General features: G+C 62.7%; 21 protein-coding genes. 5 read left to right on the forward strand and 16 right to left on the reverse strand.

The features are described 5' to 3' along the window. Window positions 1-269: 269 nt before the first annotated feature. The 5 genes from FJ948_RS29320 to FJ948_RS30425 form a co-directional block, all read right to left on the reverse strand. Window positions 270-2,147 (reverse strand): ABC-F family ATP-binding cassette domain-containing protein, encoded by a 1,878-nt coding sequence (locus tag FJ948_RS29320; protein ID WP_140710683.1) that lies wholly within the window; start codon window positions 2,145-2,147, stop codon window positions 270-272. 136 nt (window positions 2,148-2,283) lie between these two features. Then, window positions 2,284-2,736 (reverse strand): MucR family transcriptional regulator, encoded by a 453-nt coding sequence (locus FJ948_RS29325; RefSeq protein ID WP_084636740.1) that lies wholly within the window; start codon window positions 2,734-2,736, stop codon window positions 2,284-2,286. Between the two features lie 161 nt (window positions 2,737-2,897). Then, entirely contained in the window at window positions 2,898-3,101 is a 204-nt protein-coding gene (locus FJ948_RS29330; protein ID WP_140710685.1) for a hypothetical protein, read from the reverse strand. Continuing rightward, window positions 3,094-4,020 carry a DMT family transporter gene (locus FJ948_RS29335; protein WP_140710741.1) on the reverse strand — a complete coding sequence of 309 codons (927 nt, stop codon included), beginning with the start codon at window positions 4,018-4,020 and terminating at the stop codon, window positions 3,094-3,096. The genes FJ948_RS29330 and FJ948_RS29335 overlap by 8 nt, the downstream gene beginning before the upstream one ends. 45 nt (window positions 4,021-4,065) lie before the next feature. Then, a complete protein-coding gene (locus tag FJ948_RS30425) occupies window positions 4,066-4,899 on the reverse strand; it encodes a hypothetical protein (protein WP_181173875.1) in 834 nt (277 codons plus the stop codon). A gap of 111 nt (window positions 4,900-5,010) precedes the next feature. Here FJ948_RS30425 and FJ948_RS29350 point away from each other — a divergent pair, with 111 nt between their 5' ends. Further along, the gene (locus FJ948_RS29350) at window positions 5,011-5,970 is read left to right on the forward strand and encodes a LysR substrate-binding domain-containing protein (RefSeq protein WP_140710687.1); all 960 of its coding nucleotides are present in this window, start codon (window positions 5,011-5,013) and stop codon (window positions 5,968-5,970) included. Between the two features lie 59 nt (window positions 5,971-6,029). Here FJ948_RS29350 and FJ948_RS29355 read toward each other — a convergent pair whose 3' ends face one another. Continuing rightward, window positions 6,030-6,542: a DinB family protein gene (locus FJ948_RS29355; protein WP_140710689.1), complete on the reverse strand. Its 513-nt coding sequence runs from the start codon at window positions 6,540-6,542 to the stop codon at window positions 6,030-6,032. A 192-nt stretch (window positions 6,543-6,734) separates the two neighbouring features. Between FJ948_RS29355 and FJ948_RS29360 the strand changes: the two genes are divergently transcribed. Continuing rightward, the gene (locus tag FJ948_RS29360) at window positions 6,735-7,427 is read left to right on the forward strand and encodes a glutathione S-transferase family protein (protein WP_140710691.1); all 693 of its coding nucleotides are present in this window, start codon (window positions 6,735-6,737) and stop codon (window positions 7,425-7,427) included. Window positions 7,428-7,509: 82 nt separating this feature from the next. On the opposite strand, the gene FJ948_RS29365 is transcribed toward FJ948_RS29360, so the two are convergent. Further along, a complete protein-coding gene (locus FJ948_RS29365; RefSeq protein WP_140710693.1) occupies window positions 7,510-7,782 on the reverse strand; it encodes a DUF2934 domain-containing protein in 273 nt (90 codons plus the stop codon). Between the two features lie 304 nt (window positions 7,783-8,086). Between FJ948_RS29365 and ndk the strand changes: the two genes are divergently transcribed. Beyond that, window positions 8,087-8,509: a nucleoside-diphosphate kinase gene (gene ndk / locus FJ948_RS29370; protein ID WP_023701900.1), complete on the forward strand. Its 423-nt coding sequence runs from the start codon at window positions 8,087-8,089 to the stop codon at window positions 8,507-8,509. A gap of 63 nt (window positions 8,510-8,572) precedes the next feature. Here the strand turns inward: ndk and FJ948_RS29375 are convergent, their stop codons facing one another. From FJ948_RS29375 to FJ948_RS29400, 6 genes are all read right to left on the reverse strand, one after another. Further along, window positions 8,573-9,337 carry a YbaY family lipoprotein gene (locus FJ948_RS29375; RefSeq protein WP_140710695.1) on the reverse strand — a complete coding sequence of 255 codons (765 nt, stop codon included), beginning with the start codon at window positions 9,335-9,337 and terminating at the stop codon, window positions 8,573-8,575. Window positions 9,338-9,432: 95 nt separating this feature from the next. Beyond that, the gene (locus tag FJ948_RS29380) at window positions 9,433-9,912 is read right to left on the reverse strand and encodes a molybdenum cofactor biosynthesis protein MoaE (protein ID WP_140710696.1); all 480 of its coding nucleotides are present in this window, start codon (window positions 9,910-9,912) and stop codon (window positions 9,433-9,435) included. A 5-nt stretch (window positions 9,913-9,917) separates the two neighbouring features. After that, entirely contained in the window at window positions 9,918-10,175 is a 258-nt protein-coding gene (gene moaD, locus FJ948_RS29385; RefSeq protein ID WP_140710698.1) for a molybdopterin converting factor subunit 1, read from the reverse strand. A gap of 1 nt (window position 10,176) precedes the next feature. After that, window positions 10,177-10,773: a CDP-diacylglycerol--glycerol-3-phosphate 3-phosphatidyltransferase gene (gene pgsA, locus FJ948_RS29390; protein ID WP_140710699.1), complete on the reverse strand. Its 597-nt coding sequence runs from the start codon at window positions 10,771-10,773 to the stop codon at window positions 10,177-10,179. 100 nt (window positions 10,774-10,873) lie between these two features. Further along, entirely contained in the window at window positions 10,874-12,940 is a 2,067-nt protein-coding gene (gene uvrC / locus FJ948_RS29395; protein WP_140710701.1) for an excinuclease ABC subunit UvrC, read from the reverse strand. Then, window positions 12,937-13,701, reverse strand: a complete 765-nt coding sequence (locus FJ948_RS29400) for an SDR family oxidoreductase (RefSeq protein WP_140710703.1) — start codon at window positions 13,699-13,701, stop codon at window positions 12,937-12,939. The genes uvrC and FJ948_RS29400 overlap by 4 nt, the downstream gene beginning before the upstream one ends. A gap of 413 nt (window positions 13,702-14,114) precedes the next feature. Between FJ948_RS29400 and FJ948_RS29405 the strand changes: the two genes are divergently transcribed. Continuing rightward, window positions 14,115-14,771 (forward strand): outer membrane protein, encoded by a 657-nt coding sequence (locus FJ948_RS29405; RefSeq protein WP_140710705.1) that lies wholly within the window; start codon window positions 14,115-14,117, stop codon window positions 14,769-14,771. 78 nt (window positions 14,772-14,849) lie between these two features. On the opposite strand, the gene FJ948_RS29410 is transcribed toward FJ948_RS29405, so the two are convergent. After that, window positions 14,850-15,446: a glutathione S-transferase gene (locus FJ948_RS29410; RefSeq protein ID WP_140710707.1), complete on the reverse strand. Its 597-nt coding sequence runs from the start codon at window positions 15,444-15,446 to the stop codon at window positions 14,850-14,852. A 449-nt stretch (window positions 15,447-15,895) separates the two neighbouring features. After that, window positions 15,896-16,306, reverse strand: a complete 411-nt coding sequence (locus tag FJ948_RS29415; protein WP_181173876.1) for a hypothetical protein — start codon at window positions 16,304-16,306, stop codon at window positions 15,896-15,898. 658 nt (window positions 16,307-16,964) lie between these two features. Here FJ948_RS29415 and FJ948_RS29420 point away from each other — a divergent pair. Further along, a complete protein-coding gene (locus FJ948_RS29420) occupies window positions 16,965-17,276 on the forward strand; it encodes a transcriptional regulator (protein WP_140710711.1) in 312 nt (103 codons plus the stop codon). A gap of 55 nt (window positions 17,277-17,331) precedes the next feature. Here the strand turns inward: FJ948_RS29420 and FJ948_RS29425 are convergent, their stop codons facing one another. Continuing rightward, window positions 17,332-17,946, reverse strand: a complete 615-nt coding sequence (locus FJ948_RS29425; protein ID WP_140710713.1) for a LysE family translocator — start codon at window positions 17,944-17,946, stop codon at window positions 17,332-17,334. Between the last annotated feature and the right edge of the window lie 69 nt (window positions 17,947-18,015).

Raw genomic sequence — 18,015 nt, forward strand, 5'->3', positions numbered from 1 at the left:
GAACCCCCTCGCGCAAAAGGCGCAAAACTGTTCGCGATGTCCTCGCACACCTGTTCGCGATGTCTCCGGTCCAAACACCCTTGTGGGAGAAGGTGGATCGGCGCGCAGCGCCGAGACGATTGAGGGGTGCTCCAGCGGAGTGAGGCGTTGATAATCAGCTACACGGCCACGGCTGGACAAGCGATATTGCCAAGCTGGAACACCCCTCATCCGTCCGAGCTTCGCTCGGCCACGTTCTCCCACAAGGGGAGAAGGAAGAAGCGCTCGTCTTATTCCGCCGTGCCTTCCTCGTACTCGGCCGACATCGCCAGCCACTTGTCCTCATGGCCGGCCAGCGTCTGGGCAAGCTGCGAGCGTTCCTTGGCGAGCCTGGTCGCCGTCGACGGATCCTTCTCATAGACCGCCGGATTGGACAGTTCGTCCTCGATGCCGTCGATGCGCTTGCGGATACGGTCCATCAGCGCCTCGGTGGCGCGGATTTCCTTGGCCAGCGGCTCGAAGGCGGCGCGGCGCTGAGCGGCCTCGCGGCGGCGGTCGGCCTTTGAGGCTTTTTCCGCCTCGCGCCGCTCGCGGCGGTCGCCGGAGACGCCGGTGACCAGTGTCTTATAATCCTCGAGGTCGCCATCATAAGGATTGACCGCGCCGTCCTTGACCAGCCACAGCCGGTCGGCCGTTGCCTCCAGGAGATGGCGGTCGTGCGAGATCAGGATGACGGCGCCGGGAAACTCGTTCAGCGCATGGATCAGGGATTCACGGCTGTCGATATCGAGATGGTTGGTCGGCTCGTCGAGGATGAACAGGTTTGGCCCCTCGAAGGCCGACAGCCCCATCAGAAGCCGCGCCTTCTCGCCACCGGACAGGTCCTTGGCGGGCGTGTTCATCTTCTCGGTCGTGAGACCGAACTGGGCGACGCGGCCGCGCACCTTGGCTTCCGGCGCCTCGGGCATAAGCCGGCGGACATGCTCATAGGCATTTTCCTCGGGACGCAGGTCGTCGAGTTGGTGCTGGGCGAAGATCGCCACCTTCAGCCCGGGCGCCACCGTCATGGTGCCGGTTTCCTGCTTCAGACGACCCGACAGCAGTTTGGCGAAGGTCGACTTGCCGTTGCCGTTGGCGCCGAGCAGCGCGATGCGGTCGTCGGCGTCGATGCGCAGCGTCATCTTCTTAAGGATCGGCTGGCCCTCGGTATAGCCGACATTGACGTTGTTCAGCGCGATGATCGGCGAAGCCACCGTCTTCACCGGTTCCGGGAACGAGAACGGACGCACCGAGTCATTCACGATCGCGGCGATCGGCTTCATCTTTTCCAGCGCCTTGATGCGCGACTGCGCCTGTCTTGCCTTGGAGGCCTTGGCGCGGAAGCGTTCGACGAAGGATTCCATGTGCTTGCGGGCGGCTTCCTGCTTGACCCTACCCTTTTCCTGCAGTTCCTTCTGCTCGGTGTATTGGCGCTCGAACTGGTCGTAGCCGCCGCGCCAGAAGGTCAGCTTCTTCTGGTCGAGATGGACGATCGAGTTGACGGCGCGGTTGAGCAGGTCGCGGTCGTGCGAGATCAGCAGAACCGTGTGCGGATACTTCGAAACGTAGTTCTCAAGCCAAAGCGTGCCTTCGAGGTCGAGATAGTTGGTCGGCTCGTCGAGCAGCAGAAGGTCCGGCTCGGAAAACAGCACCGCGGCCAACGCCACGCGCATGCGCCAGCCGCCGGAGAAGGACGAGGCCGGACGGCGCTGCGCGGCGTCGTCGAAGCCGAGGCCGGCCAGGATGGTGGCGGCGCGGGATTCGGCCGAATGCGCGTCGATGTCGGCCAGCCGCATGTGGATGTCGGCGATGCGGTGCGGATCGGTTGCCGTCTTTTCCTCTTCGAGCAGCGCCGTGCGTTCGAGATCGGCCTTGAGCACGATCTCGATCAGCGGGTCCTCGGTTCCTGGCGCTTCCTGCGCCACCTGGCCAATGCGCGTGTTCTTCGGTAGGCTGATCGAGCCTGTCTCGGAGGGGAAATCGCCTGTTATGGCCTTGAACAGCGTCGTCTTGCCGGTGCCGTTGCGGCCGACAAGACCCGCCTTGGTGCCGGCCGGCAAGGTGAGCGAGGCGTGGTCGAGGAGCAAGCGCCCCGCCATGCGGAGTGAAAGGTCATTGATGATAAGCATGGCCGCGCTTTTGCACTGGACATCAACGCTTCGCAAGACCTTGCGGGCCAGTTGGCCGCACAAGGCCTGGGAACGGCGCACACAATGCGCCGCCAGAGCAGCCGATCAGTGGCTTGCCATATCGGCCAACAAGACCTCAGGCAGTGGCCTTGCCCCGCTTTGTCGCCTTGGCCACGACTGCCGGCGCGGCGGCCGGCTTGCGACCAAGTCCCGTCGATTTCGCCAGCGCCGAGCGGGTCGCCGAGTAATTCGGCGCGACCATCGGATAGTCCGGCGGCAAGCCCCATTTGGCCCGATAGTCATCAGGGCTCAAACCGTAGTCTGTCCTGAGGTGCCGCTTGAGCGACTTGAACTTCTTTCCGTCCTCCAGGCAGATGATGTAGTCGGGAAATACCGACTTTTTCGGATTGACGGCCGGAACCAGACTCGGGCTTTCAACGACAGCCGCGCCAGCCAGCTTGCGAACCGAAGCACTGACGCTGGCAATCAGGTCAGGCAGGCCCGAAGCCGGAAGCGGATTGTTGCCCACATAGGCCGAGACAATATCGGCGGTCAGCTCGATAACGGTCTTATCCTCGATATTTGACAATTCTTTCACCTTATTTGCGACAAAGTCGTCTACCCCAGTGAAGACTTTTGTCGATGTATCTCTTTAACCGCGTCCCCCAACGGACAGCCAAGTCCCAAAACGAATCAAGACTTGGCATCAACTACTTTTATGGGAAATCGACGTCGCGCAAATTAGAAAATCTAATACTTGGAGGCGGCAGACTTGGTTGGGCGGCTGTCGGCCAATATCTCAAGAATACGCTTCCAGTGGGCACAACGCCCGAAATCCTTCTGTTCAATCGCCTTTTCGGCCTTCATCGCGGCGTAAAGTGGCGCCTCGGCGCCAAACTCCTCGATGAGCCAATGCGCTTCCTGCATGGCCAGCCGTTCATCATCGTCAAACATGGTTTTCCGTCTCCGCACGTTCCAGGCCGACCGCGACGCAACTGCCGATGACAAGGACGGCTCCGGCAACGGCGACCATCGTCAGCCGTTCGCCCGACAACGTCAGCAGCAGCGTCGAAGCGATCGGCGTGAGATAGGCAACGACCGCCACCTTGCCGCTGCCTCCGAGCTTCAAGGCGCGTGACCAGAAGTAATAACCCAGCCCCATCGGGCCGGCGCCGAGATAAAGCCCGAGGGCCAGATCCACCCCGGTGGGCCAGGCAACGCCTTCGCGAGCCGACCATACAAGCGTCAAGGCGACGCCAACCAGCGACGAGGGCAGCAACAGGCGATCCGGCGACGTGGCGAGCCGTCCCACCATCACCGAATAGAAAGCCATGCACAGCGCGGAGCCGAATGCGGCCAAATAACCTACGATATCGCCCTGCAACCAGGTGTGGTCACGCCCTCCCGAAATCACCAGCGCGACGCCGACGAACCCGAGGGTCGCGGCAAAGCCCAGCAGCGCCGGACGCCGCGGATTTTCGAAGGCGATCACCGCGGCCGCAACCATCAAGGGCCAGGTGTAGGCCACGAGATTGGCTTCGATCACCGGCATCGAGGCAAACGCGATATATTGCAGCACCATGGTGCCGACCAGACCGATGAAACCGACCGCCAGCGGTGCGAGCCTGGCGCTGGCCGCGGCCGGAGAGACCCCCTCGCCGCTCATGAACCGGATCAGGGCGAAGACCATTGCGGCGCCCGCAAATTGCAGAAACTGCACCTGCGACACCGGATGGTTCGCCAACAGGGATTTGCCGACCAGGGCGTTGGTCGACCACAAAGCCACCGCGCCGGCGGCAAAGACCAGCGCGGATATCGGTCCCGATCCATGCCGCGAGAACCGGCATGGATCCCTGTCTCCACATTTGACCATGATCCTGTCCGAAAGCCTGTTGCCACTTTTGGGGATCATGGGTCGTTACCAGGTTTCCCTGGCTCCGCCCGGAACCGGGGCTTCGGCAGGGGCCGGTGAGGGATGTTCCGCCTCGAACCGGCGATAGGCCGGCAGCTGATTGGTCCAGACATCTTCCGCCAGTTCGTTGACCCATTCGCGGTCGTGGTCGTTGTCGGCGGCAAGATAGAACATCCTGTTGTCATCGACATAGGGCTTGGCCACCGAGCGCTGGTTGAGCACCAGCGTGACGCGCTCGCCGAACTGGATCGGCGCCGTGCGGTGCAGCACGCCCAGGAACTGGCCGAGCGTCGCGTATTTCATCTTGTGATCGATGCGCATGATGCGGTTGCGCGGAATCTCGCGGCCGGATTCCAGAATGGCGCGGCCGGTCTCGGAATCGTCGCAATAGATTTCGAGATGGCCGCCGACCAGCGGATCGCTGATCGACAGCGGAATGAGCTCGGTGACCGGAACGCCGTCGCAATGCCATTCGACGGCGCCGTCCCGGGGATTCATGAAGGTAACGGTCGACCCGACGATCGACAGCGGATAGGGCTCCAACTTCGTGCCCATCATGTCGGACAGCCGCTCCAGACGTAACTTGTCGTGCAGCAACTCTTTGATTTCGGGGATGAAACGGTCGGCGCCGGTGATGAAGGTCAGATCGAGGTGCTTGTGCACGGCATGGCTGGCCTTGAGCTTCAGGGCGGCCTCCTCGATCGCGGCAAGCAGTGCCGGGTCATAGCCATGCAGATACTGCGCAACGCCGAAACTCGACACTTTCCAGGCGGTTTCGTGGCCGATAATGGCCTCGCGGCTCATCGCATAGCGCAGTTCGGGTATGGTATGTGCGTTCATAGTACTTCTCCAAGTGGGGGCAAACACTTGGTTAACAGTCGATTAAATCAGTCCCCCCTGTAAAATTAGGAATGCTAGTGCTACCGTAAGCCCAGCTTAAGGTCGAAGCCCGTGCGTCTGCTCAGTCAGGTCAACCTCAATTCGCTGAAGATCGTGGAGAGTGCCGCGAGGCACGGGAATTTCACGCGTGCCGGCGAGGAGCAGTTCATCACCGCCTCGGCGGTCAGCCAGCGCGTCAAGAGCCTGGAGGATCAGCTGCGTTTCAAGATCTTCCAGCGCGGAGGCAATGCGGTGTCGCTGACGCCGGAGGGCGAGACCTATGTCTCGCGCGTTCGCGAGGCGCTGGAGCGGATCGTCGCCGCCAGCATGGAAGCGACGGGGCAATCGCAGGAACATGTGCTGAAGATATCCGTGCTGCCGACCTTTGCCGCGCGCTGGCTGTTTCCGCGCCTGCCGCTGTTCCAGCGGCAACATCCCGATATCGTGATGCGGGTTTCGACCTCGTACGCGACGCATGAGTTCACCACTTCCGAGTTCGATCTCGAAATCCGCTATGGCGACGGCCATTTCAACGGGCTGCCCTGCGATCTGTTGTTTCGCGAAGACCTGACGCCGGTGTGCAGCCGCAGATTGTTCCATGAGGTTCTGCGCGGCAAGCCGGTGTCAAAAGTGACACCGGACGACCTCAAGCACTTCACGCTGCTGCATTCCGACACCTGCACCCAGAACTGGCAATCCTGGCTTGGTTTCGCCGGCGCCAGCTTCGTGCTCAGCGAAACCAAGAGCATCTATTTCGACTCGTGCATGATGTCCTACGAGGCCGCCAATGCCGGCATGGGTTTTGCCGTGGCCAACCGCGCCTATATGGCCAGCGATATCCGCGCCGAAAGGCTGGTCGCTCCGTTCGCCGTCCACCATCCGAACACGGCCGGCTGGTATTTCGTCTCGCCCCACAAGAGCCTTGCGGCGCGCAAGGTGCTGCGGTTCAAGCAATGGGTGATGGCGGAAGCGGCTCTGACACAGAGCCAATTGGACGACGAAGTCACCGGCGTGGCTTCGGCGGCTGGCTGAAAAAGCGGCGATAGTCCGCGCGAACCGCTCGCCCTCGACTGTAGACGCAACCATCCGGATCAGGCGAAGGCCCGGCCTTCCTCGGTGCGCTGGAAATGCGCCAGGTCGAGCGGCACGGACGGGCGGCCGAGAACCGTCAGGATCATATGCGCCTGGCCTCGGTGGTGCGTCTGGTGGTTGAAGACATGGGCCAGCGCGGGCGCCAGGCGCTGCGAGACGGTGCGCATGTCCGATACGGTCATGTAGGTGAAACGACCCGACAGCGCCTTGTCGCTCAAGCCTCCGAGCCAGTCGATAATCCGCCGGTCCTCGGCCTCGCGCGCTGTCCTCAGGACAGGCAAGGCCCGGTACAATATAGCGTCCAATGTCGTCGGCGCGCCGCCTTCGCCGGTGAAGCGCTTCATCCAGATGCGATCGGCGGCGAGCAGGTGGTTGAGCGTGCCCATCAGCGAGCCGAAGAAGGCACCGACGTCGCGATTGAATTCCTCGTCGTTGAGATCGTCGGCGGCATCGTAGATGCGGCCATTGGCCCATTGATTGTAGGCCGCAAACATCATGAAGTGCTGTTTCATCTTTTCTCCCGCCGCGCCTGTTTCGGGTGCCGGGAGCGATACCTAGAGCAATTCACCGTTTCCGTGAAACGGTGAATTGCTCTAACTGTTTGTTTTGACGCAATTCCCAAGGGAAAGCGCTACGCGCTTTTCCCGGGAAAACCGCTAGCACTTTTCCTGGAATTGCTCCAGACCGCAAAGGAACCCGTGCCAATGACCATTCTGCTTTATGATCTCGTTGGCCGTGACGAGGCGCGTCCGTTCAGTCCGCATTGCTGGAAGGCAACAATGGCGCTGGCCCACAAGGGGCTCGATATCTCGACCGGGCCGACGCGTTTTCTCGACGTGCCGGCCGTTGAGGGCGGCATCTCGAAAACCGTTCCGGTGATCCGCGACGGCGACAAGGTCGTCGCCGATTCCTTCGCCATCGCGCTTTATCTCGAAGAGGCCTATCCGGATCGCCCGACGCTGTTTGGCGGCGAAGGCGGCAAGGCGATGGCGCGCTTCATCGAGCGCTGGTCGCAATTGACCATCCACCCTTATGTCACCGCCGCGGCGGTGGTTGACCTCCACGCCATGCAAGACGAAGAGAACGCCTCGTATTTCCGCAAGAGCCGGGAGCAGCGCCTCGGCAAGCGGCTGGAGGACGTCGTCGCCGCACGCGATGCCGGCCTGGCTACCTTCCGGGCGGCGCTGGAGCCGCTCCGCTCCATGCTGAGCTACCAGCCGTTCATCGGCGGCGCCTCGCCGCTGTTTGCCGACTATATCGTTTTCGGCGCACTGCAATGGGCACGCATCGCCATGCCTTACAAATTGCTCGACGACAGCGACGTGGCGGCGCAATGGTTCGCCCGCTGCCTCGACCTGCATGGCGGACTGGCACGAAAGGTTTCCGCCGCGGCGTGACGGCCGCAAACGCAGGCCCTGCCCGTCAGGCAGCCTGAGCGCCCCTCGACCTGTTGCGAAAATCAGCGGCGGGTAGCTGTCGCTACTTGGCCGCCTTCTTTGGCTTGCTGGCTTTCGGCTTGCTGGCTTTCGCGGCGGCCTTTTCTTCCTTGGGGGCGGCTTTTGCCTTGCCGACGGCAGTCGCCTTCTTGGCTGGTTTCTTGCCTGTCGACGGGCTACCGGCGTCCTCCCGATCGACGTCGGCCGCCGCCTGGTGCCAATGGCGTTCGTGGTGTCCGGCCGGTTGCCCTTCTTCCTGCCAGATCTGATGTGCGCGGTTGCGAATGCGCTCCTGACGATCGTCTGTCATGGTCATGTTGTCTCCATGCGGGCCGACTTCAGCGCGGCGCCGACCAGGCAACTATAGCAAGCAATCCGTTGCTTTACAGCCGTCTGATCCTGCCTGCCTTCAGCGACCAGCCACGGAAGCGCCGGCCGTTCGACGCTCGCTATCGCTCCCCAGCCCCATTCGGGCTGCTGATAAACCGGACAACTCATCTGCTACCCAATCCGGACAACTCGTCTGCTTACGACAGGACCGCTCCTCACCCCTTGGCAATCAGCCGGGCGGCTTGTATAGAGCCCGCCACTCTCAATTCAAATCCAGACAAGGACCACCCATGGCGCTCGAACGCACCTTCTCCATGATCAAGCCGGACGCTACGCGGCGCAACCTCACCGGCGCCATCACCAGGATGCTGGAAGAAGCCGGCCTGCGCGTCATCGCCTCGCGCCGGGTGTGGATGAGCCGCCGCGAGGCGGAAGGCTTCTACGCCGTCCACAAGGACCGTCCGTTCTTCGGCGAGCTGGTTGAGTTCATGTCGTCGGCGCCGACAATCGTCCAGGTGCTGGAAGGCGAGAACGCCATCGCCAGGAACCGCGAAGTCATGGGCGCCACCAACCCGGCCAACGCGGCCGAAGGCACCATCCGCAAGGTGCATGCGCTGTCGATCGGCGAGAACTCGGTGCACGGCTCGGACGCGCCGGAGACCGCCGCGCAGGAGATCAAGTACTGGTTCTCGGACACCGAGATCGTCGGCTGAGCCGACACCGCAACGCTCCATGCGAAAAGGCCGGCGTTTCGCCGGCCTTTTTCTTGAGTGCAATCAGCTCGCGGCGCTGAAGCGCAGGATTTCGCGGCCGTCCTTGTCCGAGATGAAAAGCCTGCCGGCATCGACATTGAATGAAGCCGCCTTGGCCAGCGCCTCGAATAGCGCTTTTTCCTCGGCCATGACCTCCGGCGCGCAAGCCTTGTAGGTCGAGCCTATGTCGCTGATCGCGATCGTCTGGCCATCGACCTTGGCGGTGGCGAAATAGGTGTTGCAGGGGCCGCTGCCGCCGGCCTTGCCGGCCTCGCTGACCCTGAAGGTCGCTTGCGGCGCGGCGATGGTGCCAACGCCGTCGACATAGTCGACCAGCCAGACCTGATCAAAGACAGAAGCCGCCGGCTCGGCGTTCGGTGCCACCATCTTCAGCATGACGGTCTGGGGCGCGTCGGTCAGCGGATCGACCTGATGGCGCATGTCGGAGATGAACATCAGTCTGCCATCGACGACGATCCGAGCCTGCAAGGCATAGGTCATCCTCGGCTGGATGAGCGAAGGGTCGAATTTGATCTCGAAGCTGATCGGCACCTGGCCGGCCGGCTTGACGGTTTGCTCGCCGATGATCTTGGCCGGCGCGTCGGCGAGCGAGACATCGGCAAGCTGGACGGAAAGCATGGCGCTGGGCGGCAAGGCGATGCGCTCGCGATAGATCACCTCGCCGCTCACCGTCTTTTCGGCGGCCACGGAGAGCTCCGGCACCGCCAGGATACCGACGACCAGAGGCACGAAACCGAAGACGAAGAACTCCGCGAGCCTGTCCAGCATGACCATCTCCCTTGCCCCGGACTGCCAAACCCAGGCTGATCAACCTCACGCAATTGGCCAAAGGATTGCGGTCAATGCATGGCTGCGACAGGGATTTATTCGGAGGGTGATTTCCAGCGTCGAGCCGCCTGGGCGTCGGTTTCCTTGGCTTCGACCCAGCCGCCCTCGGAGCCGTCGGTGCGATGTTCCTTCTTCCAGAAAGGCGCGCGGGACTTGAGGTAGTCCATGAGGAAGTTCGCCGCCTCGAACGCCGCCTGGCGGTGCGCGGAAGCGGCGACCACCAGCACGATGTTGTCCCCCGGCGCGATCTTGCCGTGACGGTGGATGACGGTGAGACCTTGCAGCGGCCAGCGCTCGGCGGCTTCGGTTGCGATGCGGCCGATCTCGGCTTCAGCCATGCCGGGATAATGCTCAAGCTCGAGTGCCGAGAGCGCACCCTGCTCGTCGCGGCACAGGCCGGAGAAGGTGACCACCGCGCCGATGTCGGCGCGGCCTTGCGTCAGCCCGGCGATCTCGGCTGCGACGTCGAAATCCTGGCGCTGGATGCGCACGGTCGGCACAGGGATGGCCGACATGAGTGTCAGCCCCCGGTCATCGGCGGAAACAGCGCGATCTCGCGCGCGCCCGATATCTTCTCGCGATGGTCGACATGTTCCTGGTTGATGGCAACGCGGATCACGTCGGGATACTGCAACGCGTGCTGGTAGCCTTCGCCGCGCGATTGCAGCCAGCGCAAGAGGTCGGCGACCGTCTCGATGCCGGCGGGCAATTCCACGTTTTCCTCGGGCATGCCGATCCGTTCGCGCACCCAGGCGAAATAGATGAGACGGGTCGTCATCTCATTCGTCCATGATGTGCTTGAGGCCGGCGCGGAAATAGTCGTAGCCGGTATAGAGCGTCACGAGGGCGGCGATCCACAAGAGCACGAGGCCGGTCTGCGTGGTCAGCGGGAAGATCTTGTCACCGGCAGGGCCTGCCAGCAGGAAGGCGATGGCCACCATCTGGATAGCGGTCTTCCATTTGGCAAGCTGCGTCACCGGGACCGACACTTTCAGCGCCGCCAGGTATTCACGCAGACCCGAAACCAGGATCTCGCGGCACAGGATGATGATCGCCGCCCACAGCGACCACCCGGCTATGCCGGCATGGCGGTCGGTATCGGCGGCCAGCAGCAAGAGACAGGTTGCGACCAGAAGTTTGTCGGCTATCGGATCGAGCATCTTGCCGATGTTGGACGTCTGCTGCCAGGCCCGCGCCAGGTAGCCGTCGAGATAATCGGTGATCGAGGCCAGCAGGAAGATGATCAGCGCCGACCAACGCGCGAAATCGCTCGATTTCAGGTGCCCTTCGAGAAAAAAGCACAGCACCACCAGCGGCACCGCGACAATGCGGGCGTAGGTGAGCATGTTGGGCAGGTTAAACGCGCGCTGGGCCATGTCTGGTGGACTCTTTCTGCCTGCGTACTCAAATCAGAAGCGGATGTAGGGGGTCAACAGCCGAGATTCGATTGGCCAGACGAAAATAGCACCCTGACCGTCAGCTCTCATGGAAATGATTGTAGACCAGTTTTGCCACTTGCTCGGAAATACCGTCGACCTTGACCAGATCCTCGACCGCGGCGCGGCTCACCGCCTTGGCGGTTCCGAACGCCAGAAGCAGCGCCCGTTTGCGGCCGGGACCGATTCCGGCGATCTCGTCGAGCGGGCTCTTGACCAGTTCCTTCTTGCGGCGCGCCCGATGCGAACCGATGGCGAAGCGGTGGACCTCGTCGCGCAGGCGTTGGACGAAATAGAGCACGGGGTCGCGCACGGGGAGCGAGAACGAGTCCCTGCCCTTGACGAAGAAGCGCTCGCGGCCGGCATCGCGGTCCTGGCCCTTGGCGATACCGATGGCGACGACGCGGTCCTCGATGCCGAGATCGGAAAGGATCTTGCGCACCGCCGTCATCTGGCCCTGGCCACCATCGATGAGGATGACATCGGGCCAGGCAGGGAAGCTCCCGGAGATGTCTTCCTCGATGTCCTCACCTGGATTCCCCTGGGCCGTGTCGTCGGGGGCAGCATTGCCATGTTCCCTGAGCAATCGCGAAAAGCGCCGCTCCATTACTTCGCGCATCATGCCGAAATCGTCGCCCGGCGTGATCTCCGTCGAGCGGATGTTGAATTTCCGGTACTGGTTCTTCACAAAGCCTTCCGGCCCCGCGACGACCATGGCGCCGACCGCGTTGGTGCCCATGATGTGCGAGTTGTCGTAGACTTCGATGCGCACCGGCGGCTTGGCCAGGCCGAAGGTCTCGGCGAAACCGGCAAGCAGCCGGGCTTGCGTCGAGGTTTCGGCCAGCCGGCGGCCAAGCGCCTCACGCGCATTTTGCAAGGCGTTGTCCGTCAGGTCCTTTTTCTCGCCGCGCTGCGGCACCGAGATCGCCACCTTGCGGCCGGCACGGGTCGAGAGCGCCTCGGCCAGCAGTTCCTGGTCCTCGACGGTCTGCGACAAGAGGATGGCGCGCGGCGTCGGTTTGTCGTCATAGAATTGCGCCAGGAACGAGCCCAGCACTTCCGATCCTTCCAGCGCCGGATCGGCCTTCGGGAAATAGGCGCGGTTGCCCCAGTTCTGGCCGGTTCGGAAGAAGAACACCTGGATGCAGACCTGGCCGCCTTCCTGATGGATGGCGAAGACATCGGCCTCGTCGACGGTCGCCGGGTTGATGCCCTGATGGCTCTGCACATGCGACAAGGCCGCCAGCCGGTCGCGATAGATGGCGGCGCGCTCGAAATCGAGGTCTTGCGAAGCCTGCTGCATGGCGGCCGAAATCTCGGTCTTCACCTTCTGGCTGCGGCCGGACAGAAAATCCTTCGCTTCGGCGACCAGCTCGGCATAACCCTGATGCGAGATTTCGCCGGTGCACGGACCGGCGCAGCGCTTGATCTGATAGAGCAGGCAGGGCCGCGTGCGGTTCTCGTAGAAGGAATTGGTGCAGCTTCTGAGCAGGAAAGCGCGCTGCAGCGAATTGATGGTGCGGCCGACGGCGCCGGCCGAGGCAAACGGGCCGAAATAGTCGCCCTTGCGCGAGCGCGCGCCGCGGTGCTTGTAGATGCCGGGCGAGACGTGGTCGCCGGTCAGAAGAATATAGGGGAACGACTTGTCGTCCCGCATCAGCACATTGAATCGCGGCCGCAAACGCTTGATGAGATTGGCTTCGAGCAGCAGCGCCTCGATCTCGGTGCGGGTGACGACGAACTCCATGGTCGACGTCTCGCGCACCATGCGGCCGATGCGATTGGTGTGGAATCTGCCTTGCGCGTAGTTTGTGACACGCTTCTTCAGGCTGCGCGCCTTGCCGACATAGAGCACGTCGCCGGCGGCGTTCATCATCCGGTAGACGCCGGGCGCATTGGGCAGCCGCTTGACCAGTGTCTGGATCACCTCGGCGCCGACCATGCCTTCGGCGTCGCCGGCATGCGGCGTCCAGTCGATGGCCGTGAAGGCGACATCCGGGCCGGCGGGCTCGACGATCTCCTCGATCGCCTCATCCTCGAGGTCGATTTCGGGAGGAAGATCGTCGGCGCCGCCGCGCGCCTTGTTCTTGTGATCCAAAGGACTCATTCCGTCATGCCTGTCACATCGGGCGTCTGCCATGCAAGATGCTGGCCGCCATCGAGGGCGATCATCTGGCCGGTGATCGAGCGCGCCTCCCAGAGATAGCGGATGGTGGCGCCGAATTCCGGCAATTCCGGGCCGCGTTTCAGGATCAGGCCGGCGACCTGCGCATCAAAGTCGGCATCGTCCTGGCGCGCGTTCTTCAGCGTCGGACCCGGCCCGATCGCGTTGACGCGAATGCGCGGCCCGAGCGCCTGCGCCAGCATCTGCGTCTGGGTCCACAACGCCGATTTGGACAGCGCATAGGAAAAATAGCGCGGCGTCGGCCGCCAGACACGCTGGTCGATGATGTTGACGATCAGCCCCTCACGCCCTTGCGGCAAGGAGCGGGCGAAATTCTGCGCCAGCAGCGCCGGCGTCTTCACGTGAATGGCAAAGTGGCGATCCCAGGCCTGCCAGTCGAAATCCTCGAAGGAATCATCGACGAAAAGCGATGCGTTGTTGACCAGCAGCGAGATTGGGCCGAGCGCTGCCTGCGCCTGGCCGACGAGGTGGCCAACGGCATCCATGTCGGTCAGGTCAGCCGCTACCACGGCGGCCCGTCCGCCCGACCGGTTGATCCCCGCGGCCAATGCATCCGCCTCGTCGTGCGAGCGATTGGAATGGATGGCGATCGCGAAACCATGGCTGGCCAGGTCCTCGACGATCGCCTTGCCGATCCGTTTCGCTCCACCGGTCACCAGCGCCACGGCAGCGGCTGTGCTCATCTGTTGTCAATCCTCAATTTCGGCCCGAAAACGCGACGCCGGCGAAATATGGCCCCGCAGGCGTTAAACGGCGTTCGCACCTGGGGCAGCATTGTGGCGAAGTGCCCAGTCCGGCAGGCTGAGCCCTCTTGGACGCGGAACCGCCGGACCGCAATATAGGACGCTGGACTCCTTGCACCAAGCGGTGTGCGGCGCAGCATGAACTCGCTGCTGACATTTCGCTGTTGCGAAGATGCAACGTCAAGGTTCTGCCTCATTCGTGCCGGGGAATGACCCAAGTTCAGGTTCGGTTCAGCCGCATTTTGACACGACATTTGGAACCGACGAACGCCAGATCCGTTTCACCCCCCGGACGGGTTGATGGCGATCGTGAGAAACAAGCCTGTGTCCTGTGGCTTAAGGAGTAAAGAACAATGCAAGCCAATCTCAAATTCGCACGGCCGCTGGCTGTTGCGCTCGGGCTCTTCGCCCTCGGTGGTACCGCTTATGCTGCGGACGTCGTTTCGGAAGAGCCGCCGGCACCCGCTCCGGTTGCCGAACTGCCCGTCGCCTCGTGGGCCGGTCCCTATGCCGGTATCAACCTCGGCTACGGCTTCAGCGGCAAGACCAAGGAAAAGGATTTCGGCGTTTCGACCGATACCAAGGGTTTTGTCGGTAGCGTCTTCGGCGGCTATCAGTGGCAGCAGGAGAACTTCGTGTACGGCGGTGAAGCCGAACTCGGCTACAACGGCGTCAAGGGTGACGACAACGGCATCCACTCCAAGGGTGGTTTCGAAGGCTCGCTGCGTGCCCGTCTCGGCTACGCCGTGACCCCGGAAATCCTGCTCTATGGCACCGGCGGTCTCGCCGGCAAACACCAGAAGGTAGAAGACTCCGCCCTTGGCGTCAGCGACTCGGCGACCATGCTCGGCTGGACTGCCGGCGTCGGCACCGACATCAAGCTGACCGACAACGTGTTCGGCCGCGTCGAATATCGCTACACCGACTTCGGCTCGAAGAGCTTCGACGGTATCGGCAAGGTCAAGGCCACCGACAACCGCGTCACCTTCGGCGTCGGTATGAAGTTCTAAGTCGTTCAAGCCACGACACGAAAAGCCGGGCCTCGCGCCCGGCTTTTTTGTGCGGTCTCTGCTTTTTTGTGCGGTCTCTCAGGCCGGCACCGCCGACTTCAGCTCCGGGAATTTCTCGTCGAAGCGCGCGGCCCAGCGGGTCAATCGGCCCCGGCCCTTTTCCCATTGCCCGCCAAAACGCAGCGACAGATAGCCAAGGGTGGCGCGCAGCGCCATCTGGCCGGCGGTGATTTTCTTCGGCAGTTTTGGCGGATTGGCATTGAGCAGATCGAGTGCGGACGTGATCTTGGCCCACTGGCGGTCGAGCCAAGGCTGATAGACCATCTCTTCGGGGCGGGTGCGGCGTTCGTAGACCATCGACAGCGCGCAATCGCAAATACCGTCAGCCAGCGCCTCCAGGACTTCCGCTTCCAGCCGCTTGTCGGGATTGCGCGGCAACAACGCTCCCTTCGAAATCCGGTTGAGGTGATGGGTGATGGCGCGGCTGTCGTAGATCGCGCGGCCATCGTCGAGCACCAGCACAGGAATCTTGCCGAGCGGATTGGCGTTGATCAGTTCGGCCGGTCTGTCCTCGGTCTTGATCGGCACAAGATCGATGGCGACCCCGGCATAGGCCGCGGCCATCCTTACCTTGGAGCTGTAGGGAGAGGTGGATGCGTAGAGCAGCTTCGGCATGATCGGGTTCCTGTTTGCGGACATCCAGTGTCGACCGCAGGGCGGTTGCGATCAATCGCCAGGATGCAAAAAAACAGCGGCCAGAAACCGGTTGCGGTTTCCGCCCTGCGTCACGACAAGCCCAAACTGAAAGCCTACAAACCGATATGCTGTAAAATGTCAGCAGGCCACGACAGCAAGCTGCCGGGATTCAAATCCTCGCATACGCACTTTACCGGTGCCCACACTTCACAAGGGCCAGGCGTCGCGCCGAAACCTTCGCCGATCCCGGCAAGGGCAGAACAAGGCGGGCGAACGAGGCAGCCAACCAGCGCCTCGCTTTGCTTGCCCCTCGGCCGATCCCAATGCTCAGCCCCGAGGGCTGAACCCGCTGCCGAATTTGCTCCGATCCAGAGCGCCAGAGCGTCCTTGCCGGATCCCGAAGGACACGCGACGCCCCGACGATCCGTCTACTTCTTGGCCGGAGCCTTCGCCTTCGCAGGCGCTGCCTTTGCCTTCGGCGCCGGGGCCTTCTTCACCGCCGGCTTGGTCGCGGCGGCGGCTGCTTTCGCAGCTGGCTTGGCCGCTGCTTTCGCGGCCGGCTTTGCGGCAGCTTTGGCGGCTGGCTTTGCCGCGGCTTTCGCGGGCGCCGCCTTCTTGGCAGCGGGCTTCGCCGCCGCCTTGGCCGCGGGCTTGGCCGCTGCCTTGGCCGCTGGCTTCTTGGCCGGTGCGGCTTTCGCTGCCGGCTTCGCTGCCGCCTTCGCGGGCGCTGCCTTCTTCCCTGCCGGCTTCGCGACAGCCTTGGCCGCCGCCGGCTTCTTGGCCGGTGCTGCCTTGGCTGCCGGCTTTGCCGCCGCCTTGGCAGGTGCTGCTTTCTTCACTGCCGTTGCGGCCTTCGCCGCGACTGCTTTTGCGGGTGCTTTCTTTGCCGGTGCCTTGGATGCCGGTGCCTTGGATGCCGGCGCTTTAGATGACTGCTTAGCCATGTCATGCCCCTTCACGTTATGCCGATGGCCGTGAATGACCTCGGCGCGCAATGCATATCTGACTCGCGTCTCGCTAGCCAGCGAAGCAATGGTATGATTTTCTCAGTTTAAATTTTGGTTGCCATCGACACACAATCACACTCATCACCGGAAAAATCCGCTGTTGATCTTCCGACGTCGCCAGCAATTTGACGCCGGCATTCTCGACGCGAGGCCGCCATCAAGCGTCGAAGAATAGCGAACTGCTTCACGCATGATTTTCGGCCGTCAATATCATGACCCGCCACCTCATCGAGGCGATCATCTTTTGCAGGCGAGCGGTTCGCGCGGATCAAGAGCGCGATGCGACACACGATCTGAAGATCACCTTGTCAAGCAAGCGTCAAGCTCCTGTTTTCTGGTTGACAGAATACTCTGCGTGACAGAGTATTCTGTCAAAGAATGGAATCGTGCTTTCGATTTCGGCCGTGCAAAGGAAAAGGGATGCCACCTCTGTCCGAGATTGCCGGGTCACGCGGCGACAGCTCAAGGCTTGTCGCACTGGAGCCTCTCGATGAGCGCGGATGACATTATCCACCAGAGTACACGGCTCAGGATCATGGCCGTCCTCAACACGCTGGAAAGGCGCGAGGCACTGGAGTTCCCCCGGTTGAAGACCATGATCGAGGCCACCGACGGCAATCTCGGGGCGCATCTCGATACGCTGGCCAGAGCTGGCTATGTCGATATTGAAAAGCTTTTCGTCGGACGTCGGCCGCGGACACGGATCAGCGCGACGACGGCCGGTCGGCGGGCCTTTCGTGGTCACATTGCTTTTCTTCGCAAGCTCATCGATGGGGCCGAGCCGGCGCGACGCAGGAAATAGTGGAGTTCCCCGTCCGGGACCAACGAGCCGCGCCAGCTCTTTGCCTGGAATTGCCTCAGCGCGTGGCGACAACCGCGACGCCGGCGCCGATCATCACGCCGCCCGCCGCGCGGTTGACCCGGCGCACGATCCTGGGCGTGCGCAACAGATTGCGGGCGCGGCCGGCGAGAACGACGTGCCCGCCGATCACCACGATTTCGACAGCCAGGATCACCGCGATCAGGATGCCAAGATGCGCTGATGTGAGCGAGGTTCCGACGACGTTCGGCAGCAGCGCCACGTAGAACAAAGGCATTTTCGGATTGCCGAGGTTGAGGGCGACACCCGTGGCGAAGATCGACAACAGCCCTCGCCGCCCGGAGACAGGTTTCAGCTCCGGCACCACCGGCGCGGCCGTCCAGAGCCTGATGCCCATCCAGATCAAATAGGCCGCGCCGCTATAGCGAAGGACGGTCATGACGGACGCCATCTTGGTGGCGATGATCGACAGGCCAAAGGCGGCGAGCACCAGCAAGATGAGGATGCCGACCACGGTGCCCGCACCATAGGCAACGCCCGACGCGGCGCCGCTGGAGATCGTGCGGGCGACGATCGTCATGTTGTCTGGGCCAGGACTGGCGGCGAACACGAAGAACGCGGCGGCGAAGGCAAGGATGGTGGCAAGGTCCATGGGGACTCCCGAAAGTGATGTTGCTCTCGGGTGTTCAGGTTAGCCGATGCGGCCGCCGCAGGCATCAGC

The organism is Mesorhizobium sp. B2-3-12, from assembly GCF_006442205.1.
Classification (GTDB): Bacteria; Pseudomonadota; Alphaproteobacteria; order Rhizobiales; family Rhizobiaceae; genus Mesorhizobium.